This window comes from Brevundimonas vesicularis (genome assembly GCF_014204545.1).
GTDB classification, from domain to species: Bacteria; Pseudomonadota; Alphaproteobacteria; order Caulobacterales; family Caulobacteraceae; genus Brevundimonas; species Brevundimonas vesicularis_B.
Map to the genome: position 1 here is coordinate 925,923 of NZ_JACHLJ010000001.1, position 13,735 is coordinate 939,657.

A 13,735-nucleotide genomic window follows, 5' to 3' on the forward strand; every position below is an offset into this window, starting at 1 on the left:
TCGTAATCCTCATTCTCAGAATGTAGCAAAACGCGCAAGTCGCTCCGTTACACTGACCTGACTTTGACGCTGCGCACGGAGGAACGCCAGTGAAATCCCGCATTATGGGAGCAAATCACCAATCCTTGGTGATGACGCGATGAGCCGCCTGCCCCGCATCAAATACGTCCGCGCCTTCGTCGTGAAAAACGACGGCACCGGCGGCGGCGCCGATTACCACGATCAGGGCGACGGCCACTGGATCGACGACCACATCGCCACTCCCATGGCGAAATACCCCGAGTACCGCCAGAGCCGCCGCAGCTTCGGCATCAATGTGCTGGGCACATTGGTCGTCGAGATCGAGGCCGAGAACGGCGTGGTCGGATTTGCGGTGACGACCGGCGGCGAACCCGCCGCCTATATCGTCGAGAAACACCTGGCCCGCTTCCTCGAGGGGCGCGATCCGTCCGAGGTCGAGAAGATCTGGGACCAGATGTATTTCTCGACCCAGTACTACGGCCGCAAGGGCCTGGTGGTGAACGCCATCTCCGGCGTGGATCTGGCGCTGTGGGACCTGCTGGGCCGTCTGCGCCAGGAGCCGGTCTTCGCCATGCTGGGCGGGGCGGTGCGCGACGAACTGACGTTCTACGCCACCGGCGCGCGGCCCGACAAAGCCAAGGAACTAGGCTTCATCGGCGGCAAGATGCCCCTGCACCACGGCCCGACCGAGGGCGAAGAAGGCCTGCACAAGAACATCGCTGAACTCGAAGCCATGCGGAACGCCTGCGGCGACGGCTTCTGGCTGATGTTCGACTGCTGGATGGCGCTGGACTTGAACTACGCGACACGTCTGGCCCACGAGGCCCACAAGCTGGGTCTGAAGTGGATCGAGGAGGCGCTTAGCCCCGACGATTACTGGGGCTATCAGGCGCTGAAGAAGAACGCCCCCAAGGGAATGCTGGTCACGACCGGCGAGCATGAGGCCACCCGCTGGGGCTTCCGCATGCTGCTGGAGATGGAATGCTGCGACATCATCCAGCCGGACGTGGGCTGGTGCGGCGGCGTCACCGAACTGCAGAAAATTTCGGCCCTGGCCGACGCCAAGGGCGTGCTGATGATCCCTCACGGTTCGTCGGTCTATTCCTACCACTTCGTGGTGACGCGCCATAACAGCCCGTTCGCCGAATTCCTGATGATGGCCCCCGGCGCCGACGAGGTCGTGCCCATGTTCCACCCGCAACTGATCGGCGAACCCGTCCCCGTAAACGGCCGCCTGAAGGTTCCAGATACGCCCGGCTTCGGCGTCGAGCTGAACCGCGACATCGCCCTGCATCGCCCCTACGCGCGTTAAGACGAAAGCCTCTCCGCCACCATGAAACTGCTGCGTTACGGCCCCAAGGGCCAGGAAAAGCCGGGCACGCTGGACGCCGAGGGGCGTATCCGCGACCTGTCCGGCGTTATCGCCGACATCACGCCGGACCAACTGCATGGCCCGACGATCGAGGCGCTGAAGGCCATCGACCCGACCACCCTCCCTTTGGTCGAGGGCCAGCCCCGCTATGGCGTGCCGATCAATGGCGTGCGCAAATTCCTGGCCATCGGCCTGAACTTCGCCGACCACGCGGCGGAATCGAACCTGCCGATCCCGGCCGAGCCGGTTCTGTTCACCAAGGCCATCACCTGTCTGAACGGGCCGAACGATGACGTGGTCATCCCGCGCGGCTCGGAAAAGACCGACTGGGAGGTCGAGCTGGGCATCGTCATCGGCAAGCCCGCCAGCTATGTCACCCAGGAAGAGGCGCTGGATCACGTCGCCGGCTATGTGCTGATCAACGACGTGTCGGAACGCGCCTATCAGACCGAGCGCGGCGGCACTTGGGACAAGGGCAAGGGCTGCGACACCTTCGGCCCCGTCGGCCCCTGGCTAGTCACGACCGACGAGGTCGGCGACGTCCAGAACCTGGACATGTGGCTGGACCTCAACGGCCAGCGGATGCAGACCGGCAATACGAAGACGATGATCTTCGGCGTGGCCGAGATCGTGTCCTACGTCAGCCAGTTCATGACGCTGGAGCCTGGCGACCTGATCACCACCGGCACCCCGCCCGGCGTCGGCCTGGGCCAGAAGCCGGAGCCCTTCTACCTGAAGGCCGGCGACGTGATGGAGTTGGGCATCGACAAGCTGGGCAGCCAGCGCCAGGCGGTGGTCGCCTGGTCCAGGGACGCCGTCGCATGAGCGCCTATCAGGGACGTTTCACCGGCCGCACCGCCGTCGTCACCGGCGGCGCCTCGGGCCTGGGCAAGGCCTCGGCCGCGCGCATCATCGCCGAGGGCGGCCAGGTCTCGCTGTGGGACCTGAATGCAGACGCCTTGGCCGCCGCAGCCGTCGAGATCGGCGCGCAACATTTCGTGGCGCTGGACGTGTCGGACGCCGATGCGGTCGCCGCCGCTGCCGCCGAGGCGAACCAGACGCTGGGCAGGATAGACATCCTGATCGCTTCGGCCGGCATCACCGGGGCCACCGTGCCCGTCCATGAGTTCCCGATCGACAGTTGGAAACGGGTCGTGGACATCAACCTGAACGGCGTCTTCTACTGCTCGCGCGCCATCGTGCCCTTCATGCTCGAGAACGGCTATGGCCGGATCGTCAACGTCGCCTCGGTCGCGGGCAAGGAAGGCAATCCGAACGCCAGCGCCTATTCGGCGTCCAAGGCCGGGGTGATTGGCTTCACCAAGTCGCTGGGCAAGGAGCTGGCCGGCAAGGGCGTCATCGCCAATGCCCTGACCCCCGCCACCTTCGAAAGCCCGATCCTGGCCCAGATGCCGCAAAGCCAGGTCGACTACATGCGCTCCAAGATCCCCATGGGTCGCCTGGGCGAGGTCGACGAGAGCGCCGCCATGGTCTGTTTCATGGCCTCGGAAGAATGCAGCTTCACCACCGCCTCGACGTTCGACACGTCGGGCGGACGCACAACCTACTAGGCGCGAAAGGTGGGTTCGGATCTTCGCATCGTCGACAGCCACGTCCACCTGTGGGACCTGTCGCGTGCGCGCTATGGCTGGCTTCAGGACGATCCCCTGCCGAACAATCCGGCGGGGGACATGAGTCCCATCGCCAACGCGAACTACCTGCTGGACGACTACCTCGACGACACGACCGGCTGGCGCGTGGACAAGATCGTCCACGTCGAGGCCGGCCAGCCGGTGGGCCAGCAGTTGGCCGAGACCGACTGGCTCCAGTCCCTGGCCGATGACCGTGGCTATCCGCACGCCATCGTCGCCGGCGCCGACCTGCTCGATCCCGATCTCGACGCGCTGCTGGAAGCCCATGCTGCGCGTCCGAACGTGCGCGGCGTGCGCCAGATCGTCTGCTGGCACGAGGATCCGCTGAAGACCTATACCGACCGCGACCTGTTGCGCGATCCGCAGTGGGTCGAGGGGCTGGCCAAGCTGGGGCGCCACGGTCTGTCGTTCGACCTTCAGCTCTATCCGTCGCAGATGGCGACCGCCGCCATCATCGCCGCGCGCCATCCCGACATTCCCATGATCGTCAACCACGCGGGCCTGCCGACCGACCGCGACGACATCGGCATGGAACGCTGGCGGATAGGATTGCGCCTGCTGGCCGCCCAGCCCCAGGTCTCGATCAAGATCTCCGGCCTGGGCATCACCGACCGGGCCTGGACGCCTGAAACCATCCGCCCGATCATCCTGGAATGCATCGACGCCTTCGGGACCGAGCGCGCCATGTTCGCCTCCGACTTCCCTGTCGAAAGCGTCCACGGAACCTTCGACGCCTTCTACTCCGCCTTCGACGCGATCACGGCCGACTTCTCGGCCGACGAGCGCGACCGCCTGTTCGCCGCCAACGCCGAGGCGATCTACCGCATCTGACACCCAGTCCGCCGAAGCCGCATCAAGACGGCTAGGCCCCGAGGAAATCCAGGAGAGTACCCCATGGTCATCGAGACCGACGCCGCACACACCCCCGGAGGCCTGGCTAAACCCGCCGGTTCGCTGAAGGGGCCGCTGGCCTTCGCCATCGCCTGCTTCCTGATCTGGGGCCTGGCCTACGGCTTGCTGGACGTGCTGAACAAGCATTTCCAGGAGACTCTGAACATCAGCCAAGCCGACAGCGCTTGGCTGCAGATCGCCTATTTCGGGGCCTATCTGCTGCTGTCGATTCCCGCGGGGATGCTGCTGCACGCGCGCGGTTACAAGTTCGGCATCGTCTCGGGTCTTGCGGTGACCGCCATCGGCGCCCTGTTGTTCATCCCGGCGGCGGGCGCGGGCGCCTTCCTGCCCTTCGTCGGCTCTATGTTCGTCCTCGCCGCCGGTCTGTGCATCCTTGAGACCAGCGCCGACACCTACGTCAACGTCCTGGGCGATCCGGCCAAGGCCTCGCAACGTTTGAACCTGGCCCAGTCTTTCAATGCGCTTGGCGTCTTCTTCGGTCCCCTGATCGGCGGCGCGGTCTTTTTCAGCCCGACGACGACCGAAGCCCTGGGCGGCGCGACCCGTTCGATCCAGATCGTCTACGGGCTGATCGCCGTCGGCGTGGTCCTGTTCGCCCTTGCCGTCTGGCGCGCCCGCCTGCCGGAGACCGGTCTGTCCGACCACGGCGGCGCGGTGCAAGGCGACGCCCCTGCCCTGCCCCTGTCCAAACAGCCGCACTTCGTCGCCGGCGTGATCACCCAAGCCCTCTACATCGGCGCCCAGGTCGGCATCGGCGCCTATTTCATCAATCTGGTGACGCATAATTGGCAGGGCCTGACGTCGCAACAGGGCGCCTTCATGCTGTCGCTCGCGGCCATCGGCTATCTGGTGGGTCGTTTCTTCGCCACCGCCCTGCTGCTGAAGATCAAGCCACGCGTGCTTCTGACGGCCTATGGCGTCATCAATATCGTGCTGACGCTGATTGTCGCCGCCGGCATCGACAAGGTCTCGCCCATCGCCCTGCTGGCCGTCTTCTTCTTCATGTCCACCATGTTCGCGACCATCTTCGCCTTGGGCACCGCCGGCCTGGGCGCCGGCACCAAGAAGGCCTCGTCCCTCATGGTCATGGCCATTGGCGGCGGCGTTCTGCTGCCTTGGCCGATGGGCCGGATCGCCGATCTGTACGGCGCCAATGTCGCCTTCCTCCTGCCCGCCGCCTGCTTCGCCGTCGTCGCCTGGTACGGCTGGAAAGGTGCGGGGCTGGGACTGAAGGCGGAGGCGAAGTGATGCGTCTTCGCACCGCCCTCCTCGCCTTCACGCTGTTGGCCGGCTCTACGGCGGCCTGCGCTCAAACGGTCGCGCCCACCCCTGCCATCGCACCGGCCACACCAATCGACCGCCATGCGCTGGTCACGCGCCACAACGTGACCTTGACCGCCATCGATCGCCATGCGCCGATCATGCTGGGCAATGGCGACCTGGGCTTCACCGCCGACATCACCGGGCTTCAAACCTTCCCGGAACAGTATTCGGAATTGGCGCCTCTGTTGACCATGGCCCAATGGGCCTGGCACAGCTTTCCTAACCCGAACGGATATAGTGAACAGGACGGCCTGATCGATGTGCCCGTGCCGGGCCGGGGCGAACAGCCCTATGCTTGGATGAAGTCTTGGTCCGTGGCCGAGACGCAACCCGCCTACACCTGGCTGCGGGCCAATCCGCATCGGTTCTCGCTCAGTCGCATCGGCCTGACCTTCGCCGACGGCAAGGCGCTGGACTTCGCCAAGATCGCAGACACGTACCAGACCCTGGACTTGTGGTCCGGTGCCCTGACCAGCCGCTTCACCTACGACGGCCAGTCGGTCGAGATCGTGACCCGCGTCCACCCGATGGTGGACATGCTCATGGTCGAGATCGCCTCGCCTCTCGTTTCATCTCAGGGCCTGGGCGTCCAGGTCCGCTATCCCGGCGTGAATCCCGCCATCAATCCCGACCCGACGATGTTCCACAGCGATGGCGAACAGAGCCTGAATATCGTCGCCTCCGACACAGGCGACGTCCACATTCGCCGCACCTTGGACGGCGCCACCTATTATTCCGGCATCACCGCATCCGGTAAGATCGAACAAAGCGCCCCCGACACTTTTCGCGTGGCTGCTGCTGGGCGCGAGCGGCTGACCGTCATGGTCCGCTTCGATCAGCAGGAGCCTGTTGAGAAGACGCCTGCTTATTCCGCCAGCGTCCAGGCGACGACCGCCCACTGGAACGGTTTCTGGACTCATGGCGGCGCCGTTGATTTCACGGGCTCCACCGATCCACGAGCGGCAGAGTTGGAACGTCGCGTCGTCCTGTCGCAGTACCTGTCGGCGGTGAACGGCGCCGGCGAATTGCCGCCGCAGGAAGAAGGCCTGTTCTCCAACAGCTGGTACGGCAAGTTCCACCTGGAAATGCATCCCTGGCACGCCGGCTGGCAGGCGATGTGGGGTCACGCCGACATGCTTGAGCGCAGTCTGCCCTGGTATGTCGGCAATCTGGACAATGCGCGCGCCGAGGCCGCGCGTCACCACGTCAAGGGCGCCTGGTGGCCCAAGATGGTGGGGCCAGAGGGTCGCAATAGCCCCAGCCTGGTTTCGCCCTTCATCATGTGGCAGCAGCCGCATCCAATCCTTTTGGCCGAACTGGTCTGGCGGGCCGAGAAGGATCCGGCCGTGCTGGATCGATACGGCGAGGTGGTCGAGGCCACGGCCGATCTTTTGGCCACCTGGCCTATCGAACGCGACGGCCGGCTGAACTTGGGCACGCCGATGATCCCGGCGCAGGAGAACTATGATCCGCTGACCACGGTGAACCCGACCTTCGAGGTCGAGTATTTCCGCTGGGCTCTCGAAACCGCGCAGCAATGGCGCGAACGCAGAGGTCAGGCCCGCCGCGCCGACTGGGATCAGGCCCTGGCCAAGATCGCGCCGCCGCCGATGAGGGACGGCCTGTATCTGCCCGTCGAGAGCGTGCCGGACTTTTGGGAGACGGCCATGTCCGACGCCTGCCGCCGACACGCGGCGGCGGCTCAGTGCAAGAACCGCGACCACCCCTCCTTCCTGATGGCCTATGGCTTCATTCCCGGCGCGCGGATCGATCCGGCCGCCATGCGCCGCACCTTTGAAGCGGTGGAGCAGACCTGGGACGTGCGCCAGACCTGGGGCTGGGACTTCCCGATGATGGCGATGACGGCGGCTCGCCTTGGCGAACCGGACAAGGCGGTGAACTGGCTGTTCGCCGACCTGAAGAACAATCAGTGGGGCGTTACCGGCATGACCCCGCGCGTTCACCTGGACGAACACGCCGACGAACTGGTGCCCGTCTCGGCCGGCGCCGGCGGCGTGACAATGGCGGTCAATCCGGATGGTCCGGGCTATCGCCGCGCAGCCGAGACCTATTTCCCGTCCAACGGATCCCTGCTTATGGCCGTCGGTTTGATGGCGGCGGGTTGGGACGGGTCCAGCGGCCACGCGCCCGGCTTCCCAAAGGAAGGCTGGACCGTCCGCGTCGAAGGCCTGACCCCCGCGCCGTAATCCAGAAAACCGAGAGGACCGCCCCGATGACGACCTCGAGACGCACCGCCCTGAAGGCCCTGCTCAGCGCCCCCGCCGTCGGCGCCTTCGCCACGACGACCGTTCAGGCGCAGGCTACGCCGGCCGTCCCGCCAGTGCCGGGACAGACCCCCGTCTGGCCCGCGCCCAACACCGCCCCACCTTCGACTCAGGAGGCGCCGGGCGAGCGGCCGCGCTGGGACGGCCCCGTGCCGACCGAGTGGGTCGATCCGAAGACCGGCCATCGCATCCGCCGCGTCTCGCCCGATGGCGGGGGCGGAAAGCCCTATTTCTACAAGAACATGTTCTTGCCCAACAAGGTCGGGGCGCCCGACCTGATGGTCATCTCGACGCCTCAGGGCATCTCGACCGTCAATCTGGCGACCTGGGCCGTCGACGTTCTGGTGCCCGATCATGACGCCGACCTGATGTTCACGGGCCGCAAGGGGCGCAACGTCTATTATTCGGTGACCGCGCCTGGCGAAGGCCAGTTGATGGACCGCGCCAAGACCCTGTTCGTCATCGACGTCGACACCAAGCAGCGTCGCGAGATCGGCCGGATACCGAACGGTCAGATCAATTCGGTCAATGCCGATGAGAGCCTGCTCCTGGGCTTCGTGGCCTATGACAGCCAACCGCTACAGCCGACCGTGCCCGATCCGCGCAACCGCCGCTTCGATCAGGCCGAATACGAAGCTGATGGGCCGGACGGAAAGCCGCTGAACTTCGCCCGCGCCAAGGGCGTGCGGATGCTTCAACGCTGGGCCGCGCGCTATCCGATGGAAATCTTCGTCATCGACCTGATCACGGGCGAGCGACGCGTGATCCACAAGACCAACGAATGGATCGGCCACACCCAGTTCTCCCCCACCGATCCCCGGCAGATCATCTTTTGCCATGAAGGGCCTTGGCACCGCGTGGATCGAATGTGGGCTATCCGCGCCGACGGCACGGGCCTGAGAAAGACGCATCAGCGGACGATGAACTTCGAGATCTTCGGCCACGAATGGTTCAGCCCGGACGGCAAACAGGTGCTCTATGACCTGCAAACCCCGCGCGGCCAGGTCTTCTGGGTCGCCTCGGTCGATCTGGAGACGGGCCGCCGGGTCTATCGCAAGGTCGAGCAGAATGACTGGTCGGTTCATTACAACGTCTCGCCGGACGGCAGCCTGTTCGCTGGCGACGGCGGCGACGGCGACATGGTCGCGCATGCGCCAGACGGTAAATGGCTCGTCCTGTTGCGCCCCGAACCGATCGTCGATGAAGATCCGTCCAGCGACAAGGAAGACCAGATCTTCGTCGAATATCTGCGCTCCGAGCGTCTCGTGGATATGTCCAACCACGACTACCGGCTTGAGCCGAATCTGACCTTCACGCCGGACGCAAAATGGATCGTCTTCGTGTCGAACATGCACGGCGCCAACCACGTCTATGCTGTCGAAGTCGATCGCCGCGCCTAGGACCATCGGCAGTTTCTCGAGCCCCAACGCCAGAGATGTCGAGGCTTCATCGACGTTCTCAGCAGGCTCTCTCGGTCGAGACATCATCTTGTTGCAAAATGCGGGAGGCTGTTGCAATAAGCGATACGTCGCTAATCCGAATATGCGCGACGGCATACCACAAAATGACACCGGTGCCAGATGGACGCCGGGATGGGGAGAGAACGAATGCGACGGACCAACACCCGGACTCTGTGCGCCGTTGGCGTATCCCTGGCGGCCCTGACGGGTGCGTCGGCGGCTGCGGCTCAGGCCGTTCCTGCCTCAGAACCCGTCACGCAAGACGCTGCCCAGGACGCGACCGTGGTCGATGAAATCGTCGTCACCGGCTTCCGGTCCAGCCTGCAACAGGCGCTGAACATCAAGCGCCGCGAAGCTGGAGCGGTGGACGCCATCCTGGCTGAAGACATGGCCGACTTCCCGGATCAGAATCTGGCCGAAGCAATCCAGCGCCTGCCCGGCGTCACCATCGATCGCGTGAACGGCCAAGGCACGACCATCTCGGTGCGTGGTTTGGGTTCCGATTTCACCCGCACCCGCATCAACGGCCTGGAAGCCCAAGCTGCGTCTGGCGGCAACCGCAACCGCAGCTTCGACTTCTCAATGTTCGCCTCCGAACTGTTCAACAGCATCAAGGTCCGCAAGACGCAATCGGCCGAGATCGAGGAAGGCTCGCTGGGCGCCACGGTCGATCTGCAGACCGGTCGCCCCCTGGACTTCAGCGGCAGCGGCCTGAACTCCGCCTTGTCTGTACAGGGCTCGTACAATGATCTGTCAGAGAAGACCGTGCCGCGGCTCGCGGGCCTGCTCAGCTGGTCGAACGCGGACCGGACTTTCGGCGCGCTGGTGTCAGTCGCCTATTCCGAGCGGTCACCGATCCTGGGTAGCTTCAACACGACGCGTTGGCAAAAGGGCGACCCGTCAAACGTCAACGCCGCCGGCAATCCCTATGGGCGCGGCCAGAACTTCGGCGGCTGCATTCCCTGCACCACGACGGCGCAACGTGACGCCGTCCTGAACGCCTTCTATCCCCGCATCCCGCGCTACACCCTGGGCAATACTCAGGAAGATCGTCTGGGTATGACGGGCGCGCTGCAATGGCGGCCGAGCGACCGCACCGAGGCGGTGCTGGATGTTCTGTGGTCGCGTTTCAACGCGGAACTGGAAAGCCCGAACATCGAAGCCTGGTCGTTCAGTCGCGCCAACGTCAACAGCGTCGTCGTGCGCGATTATGCGATCGACGCCGACAAGAACATCCTGTCCTACGGCGTCTTCGACAATATGCTGGTTCGCGCCGAAAACGGCTTCACCCGCAACGAAAGCAACTTCTACCAAGCCTCTCTGAACGTCCGCCACGATTTCAGCGACCGGCTGCATGGCAATCTGAAGGTCGGCGCCAACCGATCCGAAGCCCGCACGCCGCTCAATGTCGCCTATGCCTTCGAGGCCGCGGGCGTAAACGGCTATACCTTCGACTTCCGCGAGGATGATCGCCGGCCGCGCATCAACTACGGCTTTGACGTCACTTCGGGTCAGCGCTTCACCCTGGTCAATGCGACGCGCAGCAACGCCGGAGGCAACTTTGACAATAAGGTCGGCGCAGGCTCGTTGGCCTACGACTGGTCCGACTTCCTGACTTTCAAGATCGGCGGCGAATATCGCACCTATGGGTTCGAGACCTTTGGCCTGACGCGGACCAAAACGTCTCCGACCGGCGCCGATCGGCTGACCGGGGTCGACAGCATCGGACGCGTCGTCAGCATCGGAGACGGTGTAAACGCCGGCGCAGGTTCGGACCTCAGCTTCATCGTTCCCGACATTTCCAAGATTGCCGACTTCCTCAGCTTCTATGACGATCCCCTTGCCCCTAATCGCAGCGAGCGTGAAGTGGACGAAACGGATAAGGGCGTCTTCTTGCAGGCCGACTTCAATACGACTGTTGGAGGTATGGTCCTGCGCGGCAATGCGGGCATCCGCTATGCCCAGACCGAGGTCACGGCCAAAGGCTGGCAAACCATCGCAGTGGGGACGCCGCCGGTCACGACCTATGACTATGTCACGACCGACAACGACTATGACGACGTCTTGCCGTCCTTCAATCTGGCGCTGGAGCCGCGTGACGACGTCGTGATTCGCCTGGGCGCCGCCAAGGTGATGTCGCGTCCGACTCTCGGCGATCTGACGCCAGGCGGCAGCGTCTCACCGACCACCCGCACCGTCTCCTACGGAAACCCGCTTCTCGACCCGTTCCGCGCCACCAACTACGACTTCTCGGTCGAGTGGTATTTCCAGAATGAGGGCCTTCTGGCCGCCGCCGTCTTCTACAAAGACATCGACAGCTTCATTACCTCCGAAACCGTCGGCATCCCCTACAACCAGTTGGGCCTGCCCAACGAACTGCTTCAGGGCGCTGCCAGCCCGACTGACATCTTCCAGGTCACGCGCCGCCTCAACGGCGAAGGCGGCGCGCTGAAGGGGATCGAAATTCAGTACCAGCAGCCCTTCACCTTCCTGCCTGGCCTTTGGTCCAACTTGGGCTTCACCGGGAATGTCACCTGGGTTGATTCCGAAGTCAGCTACGGCACGGCCGGCAAGAATCGCCTGACGGGCCAGTCAAAGAACACCGCCAACGCGACCCTGTATTATGAGGACGGCCCATTCCAGGCCCGCGTCTCGGTCGCACACCGCAGCCAGTATCTGCTGTCCTTCCCCGGTGCGAACGGCAACTCCGAAGAAGGCGTCAATGACACCACCAACGTCGATGCCTCTATGTCCTACGAGTTCACGCCGAACCTGACCTTCTCGCTCGAAGGCATCAATCTGACGGACGCCTACACCGACCGTTATGTCGACGTGACCAACCGCGTGTCCGACTACCGTCACACCGGCCGGGAAATCGCCGTGGGATTGCGCTGGAAGTATTGAGCTTCCCTCCCTGACGCCTCCAGCGTGACAAACTAAAGGCCCGGAGCCAACGGCTCCGGGCTTTCTTTTTTACCCACGCGACAGGAGGTGATTGAGGTTCTCGATCCCTTGCCGCCTCTACAGATACGCCCCGACCTGCCAAGGCACGAACTCGTTGTCGCCGATGCCTAGGGCCTCGGATTTGGACGGCTCGCCTGACGCGATATCGAGCATTTTGCGGAAGATGACCTCGCCGACCTCGGCCAAGCTGGTTCCGGTCAGGACGGGCGAGGCGTCGATGTCCATGTCCTGGTCCATCCAGTTCGCCAGCCTGGCGTTGGAGGCGACCTTGATCGACGGGGCGGGCTTGGCGCCGAAGACCGAACCCCGTCCCGTGGTGAAGACGATCAGATTGGCGCCCGAGGCGATCTGGCCCGTCGCCGAGCACGGATCGTAACCGGGGCTGTCCATGAAGCTGAGGCCCTTCACCTGAAGCGGTTCGGCGTATCCGATCACGTCGTTCAGCGGGATCGAACCGGACTTGGCCACCGCACCCAGCGACTTCTCCAGGATGGTGGTCAAACCGCCCTTCAGATTGCCGGGCGACGGATTGTTGTTCAGCTCCATCTGATGGCGATCCGCATAGTCGCGCCACCACGCCAGGCGCGCGTTCAGCTTGTCCGCAACATTCTGCGACGCCGCGCGCCGCAGCAGCAGGTGTTCTGCCCCCCAGATCTCGGGCGTTTCCGACAGCATGGCCGAGCCGCCGTGCGCGACCAGCAGATCGACAGCCGCGCCCAAGGCCGGATTGGCGGTGACGCCGGACCAGCCGTCCGAACCGCCGCATTGCAAGCCGACCTTCAGGTGAGATGCGGAAACAGGCTGGCGCTGGACCGTGGCGGCTTCGGCGACTAGGTCGCGCACGATGTCGATCCCCGCTTCAATGGCGCGGGCGGTGCCGCCGGCCTCCTGAATGGTCAGGGTGCGGAGGTGCGAGCCGGATTGCAGGCCTTCGTTGGCCAGCCAGGCGGGGATCTGGTTCGCCTCGCAGCCCAGGCCGACGATCAGGATTGAGTGGAAGTTCGGATGCTTGGCATACCCCGCCAAAGTCCGCTGCAGCAGGGTCACGTCGCTGCTGAGCGAAGAGCCGCCGCAACCACCCTGGTGGGTGAAGGCGACGACGCCGTCCACGCCCTTGGGCAGACTGGAATCCGGGAAGGCGTCGGCGATGTGGCGCGCGACTGTGGCCGAACAGTTCACGCTGGTCAGGACGCCGATGTAATTCCGCGTGCCGATGTGACCGTCCGGGCGAACGATGCCGTTGAACGTCGCGCCCGACAGCGGTGCGGGCGGGCGCAGATCGGCGCCGACCTCGGCCTTACGCCCGTCCTCGGCCATCGCCAGGTTGTGGACGTGGACGTGGTCCCCGGCGGCGATGGCCGCCTTGGCGCGGCCGATGACCTGGCCATAGCGGCGAACCAGACCGCCCTCCTCCACCGCATGCCGAGCGATCTTGTGCCCGGTGGCGATGTCGGCGCGCGCCGGCGCGTCCAGGCCCTCGGGCGTGTCGCCGTTCGCGATGTCGTCCAGGGCGATGGCGACGTCGTCGGCGGGGTTCAGGATCAGGACGCGTGACATGATCTAACCTCGTGTCGTCCTTCTCCCCTCGGGGGAGAAGATGGCTCGCGGAGCGAGACGGATGAGGGGGTTGCCGGATACGGGCCCGCTCTTGCCGTCAGTGGTGCGGACAGAGCCCCCTCATCCGAGCCCTTCGGGCCCACCTTCTCCCCCGAGGGGGGAAGGAAGAAAATGGCGAGTTCAGCCATC

General features: G+C 64.6%; 9 protein-coding genes. 8 read left to right on the top strand and 1 reads right to left on the bottom strand.

Annotation, left to right across the window (positions count from 1 at the left end):
• Positions 1-139 precede the first annotated feature (139 nt).
• The 8 genes from rhmD to HNP47_RS04810 all read left to right on the top strand — a co-directional run bounded on the left by rhmD (position 140) and on the right by HNP47_RS04810 (position 11,929).
• The gene (gene rhmD / locus HNP47_RS04775) at positions 140-1,333 is read left to right on the top strand and encodes an L-rhamnonate dehydratase (RefSeq protein ID WP_184278546.1); all 1,194 of its coding nucleotides are present in this window, start codon (positions 140-142) and stop codon (positions 1,331-1,333) included.
• A gap of 21 nt (positions 1,334-1,354) precedes the next feature.
• Positions 1,355-2,218 carry a fumarylacetoacetate hydrolase family protein gene (locus tag HNP47_RS04780; protein ID WP_184278547.1) on the top strand — a complete coding sequence of 288 codons (864 nt, stop codon included), beginning with the start codon at positions 1,355-1,357 and terminating at the stop codon, positions 2,216-2,218.
• On the top strand, positions 2,215-2,964 hold the full coding sequence (locus tag HNP47_RS04785; RefSeq protein ID WP_184278548.1) for an SDR family NAD(P)-dependent oxidoreductase: 750 nt from the start codon (positions 2,215-2,217) through the stop codon (positions 2,962-2,964). The genes HNP47_RS04780 and HNP47_RS04785 overlap by 4 nt, the downstream gene beginning before the upstream one ends.
• 9 nt (positions 2,965-2,973) lie before the next feature.
• Complete coding sequence (locus HNP47_RS04790) at positions 2,974-3,876, top strand: amidohydrolase (RefSeq protein WP_184278549.1); 903 nt, start codon at positions 2,974-2,976, stop codon at positions 3,874-3,876.
• A gap of 63 nt (positions 3,877-3,939) precedes the next feature.
• Positions 3,940-5,205 carry a sugar MFS transporter gene (locus tag HNP47_RS04795; RefSeq protein WP_184278550.1) on the top strand — a complete coding sequence of 422 codons (1,266 nt, stop codon included), beginning with the start codon at positions 3,940-3,942 and terminating at the stop codon, positions 5,203-5,205.
• Positions 5,205-7,487: a hypothetical protein gene (locus HNP47_RS04800; RefSeq protein ID WP_260394598.1), complete on the top strand. Its 2,283-nt coding sequence runs from the start codon at positions 5,205-5,207 to the stop codon at positions 7,485-7,487. The genes HNP47_RS04795 and HNP47_RS04800 overlap by 1 nt, the downstream gene beginning before the upstream one ends.
• Positions 7,488-7,513: 26 nt before the next feature.
• Positions 7,514-8,965: an oligogalacturonate lyase family protein gene (locus HNP47_RS04805; RefSeq protein WP_184278551.1), complete on the top strand. Its 1,452-nt coding sequence runs from the start codon at positions 7,514-7,516 to the stop codon at positions 8,963-8,965.
• Between the two features lie 207 nt (positions 8,966-9,172).
• Complete coding sequence (locus HNP47_RS04810; protein WP_184278552.1) at positions 9,173-11,929, top strand: TonB-dependent receptor; 2,757 nt, start codon at positions 9,173-9,175, stop codon at positions 11,927-11,929.
• Positions 11,930-12,046: 117 nt separating this feature from the next.
• On the opposite strand, the gene HNP47_RS04815 is transcribed toward HNP47_RS04810, so the two are convergent.
• Positions 12,047-13,546, bottom strand: coding sequence for a UxaA family hydrolase (locus HNP47_RS04815; protein ID WP_184278553.1), 1,500 nt, complete (start codon positions 13,544-13,546; stop codon positions 12,047-12,049).
• Positions 13,547-13,735: the final 189 nt, after the last annotated feature.

What these genes read in the sequence shown, in the direction of transcription:
- rhmD (WP_184278546.1), top strand. Translation starts at nt 140, where the DNA reads ATGAGCCGCCTGCCCCGCATCAAATACGTCCGCGCCTTCGTCGTGAAA.
- HNP47_RS04805 (WP_184278551.1), top strand. Translation starts at nt 7,514, where the DNA reads ATGACGACCTCGAGACGCACCGCCCTGAAGGCCCTGCTCAGCGCCCCC.
- HNP47_RS04800 (WP_260394598.1), top strand. Translation starts at nt 5,205, where the DNA reads ATGCGTCTTCGCACCGCCCTCCTCGCCTTCACGCTGTTGGCCGGCTCT.
- HNP47_RS04810 (WP_184278552.1), top strand. Translation starts at nt 9,173, where the DNA reads ATGCGACGGACCAACACCCGGACTCTGTGCGCCGTTGGCGTATCCCTG.
- HNP47_RS04785 (WP_184278548.1), top strand. Translation starts at nt 2,215, where the DNA reads ATGAGCGCCTATCAGGGACGTTTCACCGGCCGCACCGCCGTCGTCACC.
- HNP47_RS04815 (WP_184278553.1), bottom strand. Translation starts at nt 13,546, where the DNA reads ATGTCACGCGTCCTGATCCTGAACCCCGCCGACGACGTCGCCATCGCC.
- HNP47_RS04795 (WP_184278550.1), top strand. Translation starts at nt 3,940, where the DNA reads ATGGTCATCGAGACCGACGCCGCACACACCCCCGGAGGCCTGGCTAAA.
- HNP47_RS04780 (WP_184278547.1), top strand. Translation starts at nt 1,355, where the DNA reads ATGAAACTGCTGCGTTACGGCCCCAAGGGCCAGGAAAAGCCGGGCACG.